This is a genomic window from Weizmannia agrestimuris, from assembly GCF_943193165.1.
Lineage (GTDB): Bacteria > Bacillota > Bacilli > Bacillales > Bacillaceae_C > Weizmannia > Weizmannia faecalis.
Window position 1 is genome coordinate 48,088 of the sequence record NZ_CALPDC010000004.1, and the last position, 13,063, is coordinate 61,150.

The window sequence follows — 13,063 nt, forward strand, 5'->3', positions numbered from 1 at the left end:
TTCACAAGGGGGTTTGAGACGGGATGGAATTTATTACGATCAAACGGGAAAATGCGGTCGCCTGCATTGAAATGAACAGGCCGCCTGCCAACGCGCTTGCGCAGGCCCTTTTACAAGAACTTGCGCAAGCGTTTGGCCAGCTTGAAAACGATCCTGAAACCCGGGTCGTGCTCCTTTACGGGAAAGGAAGATTTTTCTCGGCAGGAGCGGATATTAAAGAATTTGTCCAATTAAGGGACTCCGGCGGCTCCGATGCGCTGGCGGTTTCTGGTCAGGAATTGTTCGAAAAAGTGGAAGCGTTCCCGAAACCGGTCATCGCCGCGATCCACGGCGCGGCACTTGGCGGCGGGCTCGAACTTGCGATGGCATGCCATATCCGTCTTGTCACAGAAAATGCAAAACTCGGCCTCCCGGAACTGAGCCTCGGACTCGTGCCGGGTTTTGCCGGAACGCAGCGGCTGCCAAGGTATGTCGGACGCGGCAAAGCGTTTGAAATGCTGTGGACAAGCGAACCGCTGACCGGAACGGAGGCCGTGCAGCAGGGGCTTGCAAACCATGCTTATAAGGAAGAGGAATTGCTCCCGAAAGCAAAGGCGCTGGCTGAAAAAATTGCAAAGAAAAGCCCGCTGGCCCTGAAAGCCTCTATTGAACTCGTCAATTATTCAAAAACAAACGATTACGAAAAAGGCTTGGAGCAGGAATCCGCACGTTTTCTTGAGCTGTTCGGCTCAAAAGATGCAGAGGAAGGCATCAAAGCTTTTATTGAAAAAAGGGAACCGCGTTTTACAGGGGCCTAACATTTTTTGATTTGTATGCGCTTAAAAGATTTTATTTTTTAACGATTTAGGGAGGGAACGGCATGAATATCTTCGTATTATTAAAACGGACTTTTGACACAGAAGAAAAGATTGCGATTGCAAACGGCCGCATACAGGATGACGGGGCAGAATATATCATCAACCCGTACGATGAATACGCCGTTGAAGAGGCCATCCAGGTGCGCGATGCCCAGGGCGGCGAAGTCACGGTTGTCACAGTCGGCAATGAAGATGCGGAAAAGCAATTGCGGACGGCCCTTGCGATGGGTGCGGATAAAGCAGTCCTCATTAATATTGAAGACGATGTGGAAGCAAGCGACCAGGTCACAACGGCAAAAGTGCTCGCCGCTTATTTAAAAGAGCAGGAACCGGATCTCATTATCGGCGGGAATGTCGCCATTGACAACGCTTCCGGACAGGTCGGCCCGCGGGTGGCGGAGTTGCTCGGCATCCCGTATGTAACGACGATTACCAATCTGGAAATTGACGGCGACAAAGCGACGGTCACAAGAGATGTCGAAGGAGATTCCGAAATCATTGAAACGACCCTTCCGCTGCTCGTTACAGCGCAGCAAGGCTTAAATGAGCCGCGGTATCCTTCGCTCCCGGGGATCATGAAAGCGAAGAAAAAACCGCTTGAAGAGCTGGAACTGGATGACCTTGACCTTGAAGAAGAAGACGTGGAGCCAAAAACCAAAACGATTGAGGTTTACCTGCCGCCGAAAAAAGAAGCAGGAAAAGTGCTTGAAGGCGAAATTGCCGACCAGGTAAAAGAACTTGTCCAATTATTGCATAATGAAGCAAAAGTGATTTAAGCAAAGAAACCGGAAATGGAGGGGATCAGCATGAGTCGAAAAGTATTAGTAGTGGGGGAAGTCCGTGACGGATCGCTCCGCAATGTATCATATGAAACCATTGCCGCCGGAAAAACGGTAGCGGAAGGCGGGGAAGTGGTCGGCGTTTTGATCGGGGACGCTGTGAAAGATTTGGGGAAAGACATGATTCAATACGGCGCTGACCGTGTTGCCGTGGTGGAAGACGAGAAGCTGAAAAGCTATTCTTCAGACGGTTTTTCCCAAGCATTGCTTGCGGTGATCGAATCTGAAAAGCCGGATGGCATCTTAATCGGCCATACGGCGCTTGGCAAAGACCTGGCCCCGAAAGTAGCGGCTAAATTGGATGCCGGTCTGATTTCGGACGCAACCGCAGTGGAATCAGCCGGGGAACATGTCGTCTTTACCCGCCCGATATACTCCGGCAAAGCGTTTGAGAAAAAGATCATAACAGACGGGATCATCTTTGCAACCATCCGGCCGAACAACATCAGCCCACTTGAAAAAGATGAATCACGCACAGGGGATATCGAAACCGTTGACGCGGGAATTAAAGATTTACGCGCGATCATCAAAGAAGTGGTTCGGAAAGTAAGTGAAGGGGTTGACCTTTCGGAAGCGAAAGTCATCGTTTCAGGCGGCCGCGGCGTGAAAAGCGCGGATGGCTTCAAACCGCTGAAAGAACTTGCCGATGTGCTCGGCGGCGCGGTTGGGGCTTCGCGCGGCGCATGTGACGCTGGCTATTGCGATTATTCTCTGCAAATCGGGCAGACGGGCAAAGTGGTTACACCGGATTTGTATATCGCATGCGGTATTTCCGGTGCCATCCAGCATTTGGCCGGCATGTCCAACTCGAAAGTGATTGTGGCCATTAACAAAGACCCGGAAGCGAACATCTTCAACGTGGCGGATTACGGCATTGTCGGCGACCTGTTCGAAGTGGTCCCGCTTCTCACAGAGGAAATCAAAAAACTGAAAGTCACATCGGCGTAATCCCGGGCCCGGACGAAAAAATTCGTTCCGGGCCTGTTTTCTGTTGGATATTCGTGAAAAAAGGGTATAAAATAATAAAATCATTACTGCTTTTTCCGGACCGGACAAATTGTTCGCAACATATGATAAAGGATGATATACTTATCCCAAGCAGTAATAGTTTGATTTAGGAGGGTTCTTTCAATATGGCAATTACACATGCTACCGACGCGACTTTCGAGCAGGAAGTCAGCCAAGGTTTGGTATTAACGGATTTTTGGGCAACATGGTGTGGTCCGTGCAAAATGATTGCACCGGTACTTGAAGAAATCGATGCTGAAATGGGCGACAAGGTGAAAATCGTCAAAGTAGACGTGGATGAGAATCAGGAAACGACCAGCAAATTCGGCGTCATGAGCATTCCGACCCTTGTTCTCATGAAAGATGGCAAACCGGTCGACAAAGTGATCGGTTACCAGCCGAAAGAAGCTTTGCAAGAATTAGTGAACAAACATTTATAATACAATAAACGCTCGGCTTCAAGCCGTGCGCAAATGCATTTTAAAATCCGGGCCGGCTGTGGTCCGGGTTTTTTACAGAACGCAGGATTTTGAGGTGAAGAGAAATTGAACGAGACGATCCGCAATAAACTTGCCCTCCTGCCCGCCCAACCCGGCTGCTATTTAATGAAAGACAGACAGGGGACCATCATTTATGTCGGGAAGGCCAAAATTTTAAAAAACCGTGTCCGCTCTTACTTTTCCGGTTCGCATGACGCAAAAACGCAGCGGCTTGTCAGCGAGATCGAAGACTTTGAGTATATTGTCACTTCTTCCAATATTGAAGCCCTTATTCTTGAAATTAATTTAATCAAAAAGCATGACCCGAAATACAACATCATGCTGAAAGATGATAAAACATACCCGTATATTAAGCTGACCCATGAACGCCACCCGCGTCTGATCACCACCCGGAAAGTGAAAAAAGATAAAGGCAAATATTTCGGCCCGTATCCGAACGTGCAGGCGGCTAATGAAACAAAAAAGCTGCTGGACCGGTTGTATCCTTTGCGGAAATGCACCAATATGCCGGACCGCGTCTGCCTTTATTACCATTTGGGCCAGTGTCTTGCGCCGTGTGTCAATGAGGTGAAAGAAGAAACATACAAAGAGATCACCGATCAAATTACCCGCTTTTTGAACGGGGGTTACACGGAAATCAAAAAAGAACTGGAAGAAAAAATGCATGAGGCTGCAGAAAAGCTTGAATTTGAGCGGGCAAAAGAATACCGCGACCAGATCGCCAATATTGAAATGACGATGGAAAAACAGAAAATTACAATGACGGATTTTACGGATCGCGACATTTTCGGCTACGCAGTGGATAAAGGCTGGATGTGTGTCCAGGTCTTTTTCATGCGCCAAGGAAAGCTGATCGAACGAGATGTCTCGCTTTTTCCGTCTTACGATGAGCCGGATGAGGAATTTTTGAGCTATTTGGGGCAGTTTTACGCCAAACCGGAGCATATTAAGCCGAAAGAAGTGCTGATTACGGAAAAAGCAGACCGGGAACTGGCGGAACAACTGCTCGAAATCAAAGTGCTCCAGCCGAAAAAGGGCCAGAAACGAGAGCTCGTGTTAATGGCCGAGAAAAACGCAAAGATTGCATTGAAGGAAAAGTTTGCGTTGATTGAACGGGACGAGGAACGAACGATCAAAGCCGTTGAAAATCTTGGCGAAAAGCTTGGCATCTACACGCCACACCGGATTGAAGCGTTCGATAATTCGAATATCCAGGGGACAAACCCGGTTTCGGCGATGGTCGTGTTTGTGGACGGTAAGCCGGCAAAAAAAGAATACCGCAAATATAAAATCAAAACAGTGGAAGGGCCGGATGATTATGAATCGATGCGCGAAGTGATCCGCCGTCGTTACATCCGTGCCCTGAGGGAAAACTTACCGCTTCCGGATCTCATCATCATTGACGGCGGAAAAGGGCAAATTGACGCGGCAAGGGATGTGCTTGAAAATGAGCTCGGGCTTGAGATCCCGATCGGCGGCCTGGCAAAGGATGAGAAACACAATACATCGCAGCTTTTGTTCGGCAACCCGCTGGAAGTTGTGCCGCTCGGGCGAAACAGTCAGGAATTTTACCTGCTTCAGCGCATCCAAGATGAAGTGCACCGGTTTGCGATTACCTTCCACAGGGAATTGCGCGGAAAATCCGCTTTTCAATCGGCGCTTGACGATATTCCGGGCATCGGGCCGAAACGGAAAAAACAACTGCTCCGCCATTTTGGCTCCTTGAAGAAAATGAAACAAGCAAAGCTGGAAGAATTTGTGGAAGCGGGCATTCCGCGTCCGGTATCCGAAACATTAATCAAAAAATTACAAGAATAACCTGGCAGGGTTTTTCCGTATATGGTATAATCATGATAATTTCATATGGCAGGCTTTGTTTCAGACTTTCGGGAGCGGTCATCCCGCGTCCGGCAAAGCCGTTACATGATAGAGGCGCAAAACTTAAGAGTAAGAAGCGGGAGAAGATTGGGCTTCCGGGATCGTTTCTGAAAGGAAGTTTTGCCGAAGTGAAAATGGTCTCAATGCCGTTTTTGCTGGTTCTGTACTGAAGAAGTCCGGAACTGTCAGGATGAAATGTCTTGGAGCGCTATCTCACAGGAATAACTGCGTACCCGCGTTTGCAAAAGCGATGAGATATCCGTTCTCATTGCTTTTTTAAATGGGCGCCAAGTTGCTTTGCTTTCACTCTGACAGCCTCATCTTACTTATAAACTGCAGAAGGTGGCGGAGTTATTGGGAATCATTGTTCAGAAATTCGGGGGAACTTCGGTTGGGAATGTAGAAAGGATCCGGAATACGGTCAACCGGATTATTGAAGAAAAGGAAAAGGGCCATGATGTTGTTGTCGTTGTTTCCGCGATGGGCAAAACAACGGACCAGCTTGTCGGGCTTGCAAATGAACTCTCTACGTATCCTGCAAAACGCGAGATGGATATGCTGCTTTCAACCGGCGAACAGGTAACGATTTCGCTTGTCGCCATGGCACTGATCGATCGCGGCTACGATGCCGTTTCTTATACCGGATGGCAGGCCGGCATTATAACGGAACCCGTACACGGAAACGCCCGGATCACGGAAATCCGGACTGAAAAAATCAAATCCCGTCTGGCAACCGGGCAAATTGTAATTGTCGCCGGGTTTCAGGGCATCACCCCGGAAGGCGAAATTGCGACACTCGGCAGGGGCGGCTCGGATACAACGGCAGTGGCGCTTGCAGCAGCGCTTCATGCGGACCGCTGCCTGATCTACACGGATGTCACCGGCGTGTTTACGTCTGACCCGCGCTATATTCCGAATGCCCGGAAGCTTAAGGCTGTATCCTACGATGAGATGCTTGAACTGGCGAGCCTCGGGGCGGGCGTCCTGCATGCAAGGGCGGTGGAGTTTGCCAAAAATGCGGCTGTGCCGCTGATCGTTTGTTCGAGCCTTGAAAGGGAGGAAGGCACGTTAATAGAGGAGGAAGTTTCGGTGGAAAAAAATTTAATTGTCCGCGGCGTTGCATTTGAAGACGGCATTACAAGGGTAACCATTTTCGGGCTGGAAAACGGCTTCCGGAATTTGCCGGATATATTCACGACACTGGCGGAACACCATATTGATGTCGATATCATCATCCAGAACCGGACGGCGGACCATAAAACATATTTATCATTTTCGATAAAAGATAAAGATCTGAAAGAAACGGCCGATCTTTTGGAAGCCGGGAAAGAAGCCCTCAGCATCGACCATTTTGAAACGGAAACCGGCCTCGCAAAAGTGTCCATCATCGGCTCGGGCATGGTTTCCAACCCAGGCGTTGCGGCAAAAATGTTCCAGGTTCTGGCCGACCACGGCATTGCGATTAAAATGATCAGCACGTCCGAGATCAAAGTATCCACCGTTGTCGATGCAAAAGAAATGGTCCGGGCCGCCCGGTGCCTGCATGAAGCATTTGAACTGGATGCAGTGGAACAAAATATATGAAAATATGAAAAAGCAGGGGAGCCCCCTGCTTTTTCATATTTATTCCCCGGCCGGGTCTTTCGCATCCCACTGCACGGTGATCCGGATTTTTTTTGCCTTTTTCGCAACTTCTTCCACAGCTTCCGTGATCAGTTTTTTCTGCATCTGGTACTGCTCGGCCAAAAACCCGGCTTCAAGCTTGAATGTCGGTTCTGCGCCTGCGCCCATATCCAGCTGCCGTTCAATCATCGGCCCGGATAACTCAAATTCAATATGATATTTCTCTTCTTTTTTGATTGACAACGTTCCCCAGCCGGCCTCTTTGAAAAAAGAAACCATTTCTTCATAGGTAAGCAGCTGGAATTTTCTTGCCAAATGTTTTCCCGCCCAGTACAGAATATCCGGCGTTTCCTTGCCGAGTATATCCGGAATTAATATATTGCGCAACAGCTCATATCCGAATGCGGGCACCATCAGCTGTTCCGCAACGGTTTGTTCATTTCCACCAGAAGATTTCACGCAATTCCCCTCTTTCTATATGCTATATTATATACAAAATAAAACCGGACTTAAAAGCATTTTTTAAGTATACACAAAAATAAAGGGAACTTTTTCCGCCGGTTTCCGCGTTATACGGGGAAGTGGTACCGGTTGCGGTAAAATCCGATGAAAAAAGACAAGCCTTGGATAAAAATTTCTTTTTTATGCAAAAGCATATGGCAAAAGAGCTATACTGAAAAAATTTTAAAAAATGGAAGAAAGACTGACAAATATGACAAATAAACGGCATTTTCGGCGCAAATTCATGAATGCGTTTCCTTGACGCGCCCATTTGTCGGGAGTACAATAAAACTGTCACATAATTGTTATAAAATATTTATGCGGGAGGAAGCTATGCAAAATTTGTCTTCTTTGCATAAATTCACACTACAAAGGGGGATACAATGTGGCTGGAAATCGAGAGTTTTATAACCGCAAACTGCATTCTTTGCTGGGTGTTGTACCCATCGGCTTATTTTTAGTCATCCACTTGACCGTAAACCACTATGCGGTAAACGGTGCTGCTGCCTTCAATAAAGCAGCCGGTTTTATGGAAAACCTGCCGTTCCTGCTTTTTGTGGAAGTAGTATTCATTTATCTGCCGCTTCTGTTCCATGCAATTTACGGCTTATACATTTCGTTTACGGCATCGAGCAATGTCGGCACGATGGGCTACTTCCGGAACTGGATGTACCTATTGCAAAGAATCAGCGGTGTGCTGGTCCTGATCTTTCTCGTATTTCACATCTATGAAACACGCATTCAAATGGCGCTTGGCAAGGAATTGAATTTTGATCTGATGGCAAATCTTTTAGCAAATCGTTGGATGCTCGCCTGGTACATAATTGGGACAGTGGCTGCCATTTTCCACTTTGCCAACGGTCTCTGGTCGTTCCTGGTCAGCTGGGGCATTACACAGTCACGCCGGTCACAGCAAATTTCCACATATGTGATGATCGTGGTCTTTGTGCTGCTTTCCGTTGTCGGCGTCAGGGCTTTATTAGCATTTGCATAATGAAAAGATTCGAAAAATAGCAGTTTACTGGTTTGTAAGAGGCATCAAGTATGAAAAGGGAGTGAATCAAGTTGGCTAATGGCAAAATCATTGTTGTCGGCGGAGGGCTTGCCGGTTTGATGGCGACTGTAAAAATTGCAGAAGCAGGCCGGCAGGTTGATCTGTTTTCTTTAGTGCCGGTAAAAAGGTCGCACTCTGTTTGCGCACAGGGCGGCATTAACGGCGCTGTCAATACAAAAGGGGAAGGGGATTCGCCATGGATCCACTTTGACGATACGGTATACGGGGGCGACTTCCTTGCCAACCAGCCGCCGGTAAAAGCGATGTGCGAAGCGGCGCCGGGGATTATCCACTTGTTTGACCGGATGGGTGTCATGTTCAACCGCACGCCGGAAGGGCTTTTGGACTTCAGGCGTTTCGGCGGCACCCAGCACCACCGCACAGCATTTGCAGGCGCGACAACCGGCCAGCAGCTTTTATACGCATTGGATGAACAGGTAAGGCGCCATGAAGTGGACGGGCTTGTCACGAAATACGAAGGCTGGGAATTTCTCGGCATTATCAAAGACGATGAAGGCATCTGCCGCGGCATTGTTTCGCAAAACCTGACCACAATGGAAATCAAAGCTTTTCCTGCGGATGCTGTCATTATGGCATCAGGCGGCCTTGGCATTATTTTCGGGAAGTCGACCAACTCGATGATCAATACCGGCTCGGCGGCTTCTATTGTATACCAGCAGGGCGCAACGTATGCGAACGGCGAATTTATCCAGATCCACCCGACTGCCATCCCGGGTGATGACAAACTGCGGCTGATGAGTGAATCCGCACGCGGGGAAGGCGGGCGCATCTGGACGTACAAAGACGGCAAACCGTGGTATTTCCTGGAAGAAAAATATCCGGCATACGGGAACCTCGTGCCGCGCGATATTGCAACCCGTGAAATTTTCCATGTCTGCGTGGACTTGAAACTCGGCATTAACGGCGAGAACATGGTCTATCTCGATTTGTCGCACAAAGATCCGCATGAACTGGACGTTAAACTGGGCGGGATTATTGAAATCTATGAAAAATTTGTCGGCGATGACCCGCATAAAGTGCCGATGAAAGTATTCCCGGCCGTCCACTATTCCATGGGCGGATTATGGGTGGACTATAAGCAGCATACGAGCATTCCGGGGCTGTTCGCAGCAGGCGAATGCGACTACTCGATGCACGGCGCGAACCGCTTAGGGGCAAACTCCCTGCTTTCTGCCATCTATGGCGGGATGGTAGCCGGGCCTGAAGCTGTCAACTACATCGACGGGCTTGAAAAGAGCGCGGATGCACTGCCGTCAACCGTCTTTGAACGTGCTGTCCAAGAACAGGAGAAAAAATGGAACGATATTTTGTCGCTTGACGGAACCGAAAATGCCTATGTGCTGCATAAAGAACTGGGCGAATGGATGACAGACAATGTGACGGTTGTCCGTTACAATGACCGTCTGAAGAAAACGGACGAAAAGATTCAGGAATTAATGGAAAGATGGAAAAATATTAATGTTGTAGATACATCGAAATGGAGCAACCAGGCGGCTTCGTTTACACGGCAGCTGTATAACATGCTGCAGCTGGCGCGCGTCATCACGATCGGCGCTCTGAACCGCAATGAAAGCCGCGGTGCCCACTATAAACCTGATTTTCCGGACCGCAACGACGAAGAATGGCTGAAAACGACGATGGCAAATTATGACCCTGTGAACAATGAACCGGTCTTCAGCTATGAAGATGTAGATGTATCGCTGATCAAACCGCGCGTACGCGACTACACGAAGAAGCACTGATTCGGATCGGGCAAAAACGGATTTTTTCCGGCTTTTGCCCGGGTGATTTCATAAGGAAAGAGGAGAATAAGGATGGGTGAACAAAAAACCGTTACATTTATCATACAACGCCAGGATAATCCGGAATCAGAACCATATGACGAAACGTTTGAAGTTCCGTACCGGCCGAATATGAATGTCATTTCGGCCCTGATGGAAATCCGCCGGAATCCGGTCAATGCCAAAGGGGAAAAAACAACACCTGTTGTTTGGGAAATGAACTGTTTGGAAGAAGTTTGCGGTGCCTGTTCCATGGTGATTAACGGCAAACCACGCCAGGCTTGTTCAGCGCTTGTGGACAAACTGCAGCAGCCGATCCGCCTTGCCCCAATGCGGACATTCCCGGTTGTCAGAGATTTGCAAATTGACCGCGGCCGCATGTTTGACTCGCTGAAAAAAGTGAAAGCTTGGATTCCGATTGACGGCACTTACGACTTAGGGGAAGGGCCGCGCATGCCGGAGAAAAAAAGGCAGTGGGCTTATGAACTGGCAAAATGCATGACTTGCGGCGTATGTTTGGAAGCCTGCCCGAATGTCAACAGCCGTTCAAACTTTATCGGGCCAGCGCCGCTTTCGCAAGTACGGTTATTTAATGCGCACCCGACCGGCCATATGAACCGCGATGAACGACTTGAAGCGATCATGGGTGACGGCGGTCTTGCCAATTGCGGCAACTCGCAAAACTGTGTACAAGCCTGCCCGAAAGGTATCCCGCTGACAACATCCATCGCAGCATTAAACCGTGAAACAACCATCTATATGTTTAAAAAATTCTTTGGCAGTGACCATACGGTTGACTAATGCCAAAAGTGCCACATCAAAGCGGAAACAGTAGATGTGGCACTTCTTTTCAAATAAAAAATGAATGGTTGTTCACTCATTAAAAGGAGGTATCCCATTGAAAAAGCACATCTCTTATATTGATGACTGGAACGCCTGGGAAGAAGGATTTTCCTATTATCTCCCGGTCACGGTCCGTTTTTCTGAAACCGATATGTTTGGTCACATGAACAATACGGTTCCGTTTATTTATTTTGAACAAGCGCGGATTGAATTTCTCCAGCAACTCGGGTTTATGGGCGACTGGGCAAAAAAAGGCACCGGCTCCATCCCGGTCGTGGCGGATTTGCAGTGTGATTTTTTACAACAGGTTTTTTTCAATGACAAACTCCGCATTTATGTAAAAGTTTCAAAAATCGGCAACTCGTCCGTCGACTTGCACTACATGGCGAAAAATGAAGCGAATGAAATCTGTTTTACCGGGCGCGGGACAATGGTGCAGATCTCGGTCACAACCGGAAAAGGAATACCGTGGACTGCGGAAGAAAGAGCGAGGTTCGCCGACCCGCAAGCCGCCGTCTCATCCGTCAACTGAATGAAAGTAACCCGCCATAAAAAATAAGCTTAAGTGTTTACGTTGAGGACTGTTTTTTAGCGGAGAAAAGAGCGGCAATACTTGGTATATTTTATTGCTTTTACAACACTTGTTTGCCTGTTTTGCCATCTCCGGCCAGGACATAAATAGAATCTATATCTGCCAGTTTACAATGCCGGATAATGTTTCGTTTGCCTTTCATACAGAAAGGGTTCCGGCATCCGCCCTTTTTTTCGGATTTGTGCTGTTCCTTGCCTCGTCAAGTCACTCCCGGCCGCGCAAGAACATAAGATATCGTGACAACCAAAATACCCATCCCCGCGGTTTAGAGCTGGCGAAGGCAAGGAGGGTTATCATAGTTGAAGGACAACGATTTCACACATAAACCGCTGCTGACAAAAAGAGAAAAAGAAGTATTCGAGCTGTTAGTACAAGACAAGACAACAAAAGAAATCGCGAGCGAATTGTTTATCAGCGAAAAAACAGTTCGAAATCATATTTCCAACGCCATGCAGAAATTGGGAGTCAAGGGGCGCTCGCAAGCTGTTGTTGAATTACTCCGCATGGGGGAATTAAAGCTTTGAAACAAAATCGGCTGCAATGTTGCAGTCGATTTTGTGGTTTAAAGAAGGGATAGAAACGGGATGATTTTTGGACAAAGCGTTTACCCTTTCTGATTCCGTTTTTTACATTGATTGCATATTTTTAGATGAACCTGGAAATCTGCCGGCGGTTTTAGTAAAATGACCACAAGTGCACGTAGCGGAATCGTTTTCAATGGACGTTTGAATGAAGTTCCGATCGAAAATGGATCATGTTAAAAAGGCGGGCCGTTTAAACGCTGGATACCGTATAAGGAAATCACGAGGATGGAGAAACAAATGATGTTTTTACAGGTTTCCGGATGTTATCTTTTTTACAAGCCCGCCTCAATGAGACAGTGTGAAGATTTCTCCAAAGATGCCGGACGATTTGGGCTAAAATCAAACGCCGCTGTGCCCAATTTGCAAATAGACGCCCATACCGCAATGGATGCGCCACAAGCAGAAGAATGAAAGCCAGCCGGCACATATTTTCAGGATATATAGTTGAACTAAACATTACTACTTCTTTATACGTTGCCAGAAGCAATGTCTGTCCTGAACGTCATTGATTTTGGCACGTTTTATGTAGATTAATAAATTTATAGCTGCAAGCATCGCAATTTAACATACGGGCGAATGATATTTTGCCGGCATTTTGTTTCCGGCTTTTCCCGCCTGGAAAAATGATATGAACATTCGCCAAAATACAGTACAATAGCATGAAAGGATGTGAGTTTATGCGGTTTTTTCTCAAAGTGACGGATCCGGCATTTTTGCTTATTTTGATACTGGTTGCCGCGCTTGTATCCCTGATCGGGTTTGCATTTGCACCGGCGATCATTCCGTTCCATTTTAACGGATATTTACGGCCGGACGGATTTATAAATAAGTGGGCCGGTTTTTCCATTTTGCCTGTCGTGATGTGGCTTATCTGGCTACTCTCAAGGAAAGGAGTGTCATACAAAGCGTCACTGTGCATTCTATTTTTATTTATCATCCATGTCTTGCTTGTTCTGTATGCGCTTTTTTCAAAATGAGGGGG

14 protein-coding genes and 1 riboswitch are annotated in these 13,063 nt (G+C 47.7%); of the genes, 13 read left to right on the plus strand and 1 reads right to left on the minus strand.

Annotated elements, in window-relative coordinates; translation table 11 throughout:
- Nucleotides 1-23: 23 nt before the first annotated feature.
- From NFR98_RS03480 to NFR98_RS03505, 6 genes are all read left to right on the plus strand, one after another.
- Nucleotides 24-797 (plus strand): enoyl-CoA hydratase, encoded by a 774-nt coding sequence (locus NFR98_RS03480; protein ID WP_017551106.1) that lies wholly within the window; start codon nucleotides 24-26, stop codon nucleotides 795-797.
- A gap of 62 nt (nucleotides 798-859) precedes the next feature.
- Entirely contained in the window at nucleotides 860-1,633 is a 774-nt protein-coding gene (locus NFR98_RS03485; protein WP_061565141.1) for an electron transfer flavoprotein subunit beta/FixA family protein, read from the plus strand.
- A 30-nt stretch (nucleotides 1,634-1,663) separates the two neighbouring features.
- On the plus strand, nucleotides 1,664-2,644 hold the full coding sequence (locus NFR98_RS03490) for an electron transfer flavoprotein subunit alpha/FixB family protein (RefSeq protein WP_035184453.1): 981 nt from the start codon (nucleotides 1,664-1,666) through the stop codon (nucleotides 2,642-2,644).
- A gap of 185 nt (nucleotides 2,645-2,829) precedes the next feature.
- Complete coding sequence (trxA, locus tag NFR98_RS03495) at nucleotides 2,830-3,144, plus strand: thioredoxin (RefSeq protein ID WP_014097808.1); 315 nt, start codon at nucleotides 2,830-2,832, stop codon at nucleotides 3,142-3,144.
- 105 nt (nucleotides 3,145-3,249) lie between these two features.
- Nucleotides 3,250-5,022 (plus strand): excinuclease ABC subunit UvrC, encoded by a 1,773-nt coding sequence (gene uvrC / locus NFR98_RS03500; protein WP_061565140.1) that lies wholly within the window; start codon nucleotides 3,250-3,252, stop codon nucleotides 5,020-5,022.
- Between the two features lie 101 nt (nucleotides 5,023-5,123).
- Nucleotides 5,124-5,301, plus strand: a riboswitch (Lysine riboswitch).
- Between the two features lie 135 nt (nucleotides 5,302-5,436).
- The gene (locus NFR98_RS03505; RefSeq protein WP_251459703.1) at nucleotides 5,437-6,666 is read left to right on the plus strand and encodes an aspartate kinase; all 1,230 of its coding nucleotides are present in this window, start codon (nucleotides 5,437-5,439) and stop codon (nucleotides 6,664-6,666) included.
- Between the two features lie 39 nt (nucleotides 6,667-6,705).
- Here NFR98_RS03505 and NFR98_RS03510 read toward each other — a convergent pair whose 3' ends face one another.
- Nucleotides 6,706-7,164, minus strand: a complete 459-nt coding sequence (locus tag NFR98_RS03510; RefSeq protein ID WP_017553824.1) for a YslB family protein — start codon at nucleotides 7,162-7,164, stop codon at nucleotides 6,706-6,708.
- Nucleotides 7,165-7,591: 427 nt separating this feature from the next.
- On the opposite strand from NFR98_RS03510, the gene NFR98_RS03515 reads away from it, so the two are divergent.
- The 7 genes from NFR98_RS03515 to NFR98_RS03545 all read left to right on the plus strand — a co-directional run bounded on the left by NFR98_RS03515 (nucleotide 7,592) and on the right by NFR98_RS03545 (nucleotide 13,058).
- Entirely contained in the window at nucleotides 7,592-8,200 is a 609-nt protein-coding gene (locus NFR98_RS03515) for a succinate dehydrogenase cytochrome b558 subunit (RefSeq protein ID WP_017553822.1), read from the plus strand.
- A gap of 71 nt (nucleotides 8,201-8,271) precedes the next feature.
- Nucleotides 8,272-10,023 carry a succinate dehydrogenase flavoprotein subunit gene (gene sdhA / locus NFR98_RS03520; protein ID WP_017553821.1) on the plus strand — a complete coding sequence of 584 codons (1,752 nt, stop codon included), beginning with the start codon at nucleotides 8,272-8,274 and terminating at the stop codon, nucleotides 10,021-10,023.
- Nucleotides 10,024-10,095: 72 nt separating this feature from the next.
- Nucleotides 10,096-10,863 (plus strand): succinate dehydrogenase iron-sulfur subunit, encoded by a 768-nt coding sequence (sdhB, locus tag NFR98_RS03525; protein WP_014097814.1) that lies wholly within the window; start codon nucleotides 10,096-10,098, stop codon nucleotides 10,861-10,863.
- Nucleotides 10,864-10,960: 97 nt separating this feature from the next.
- A complete protein-coding gene (locus tag NFR98_RS03530) occupies nucleotides 10,961-11,437 on the plus strand; it encodes an acyl-CoA thioesterase (RefSeq protein WP_014097815.1) in 477 nt (158 codons plus the stop codon).
- A gap of 359 nt (nucleotides 11,438-11,796) precedes the next feature.
- On the plus strand, nucleotides 11,797-12,021 hold the full coding sequence (locus tag NFR98_RS03535) for a helix-turn-helix domain-containing protein (RefSeq protein WP_014097816.1): 225 nt from the start codon (nucleotides 11,797-11,799) through the stop codon (nucleotides 12,019-12,021).
- A 285-nt stretch (nucleotides 12,022-12,306) separates the two neighbouring features.
- On the plus strand, nucleotides 12,307-12,492 hold the full coding sequence (locus tag NFR98_RS03540) for a hypothetical protein (RefSeq protein ID WP_035184465.1): 186 nt from the start codon (nucleotides 12,307-12,309) through the stop codon (nucleotides 12,490-12,492).
- A gap of 266 nt (nucleotides 12,493-12,758) precedes the next feature.
- The gene (locus NFR98_RS03545; RefSeq protein ID WP_026684041.1) at nucleotides 12,759-13,058 is read left to right on the plus strand and encodes a DUF1648 domain-containing protein; all 300 of its coding nucleotides are present in this window, start codon (nucleotides 12,759-12,761) and stop codon (nucleotides 13,056-13,058) included.
- Nucleotides 13,059-13,063: the final 5 nt, after the last annotated feature.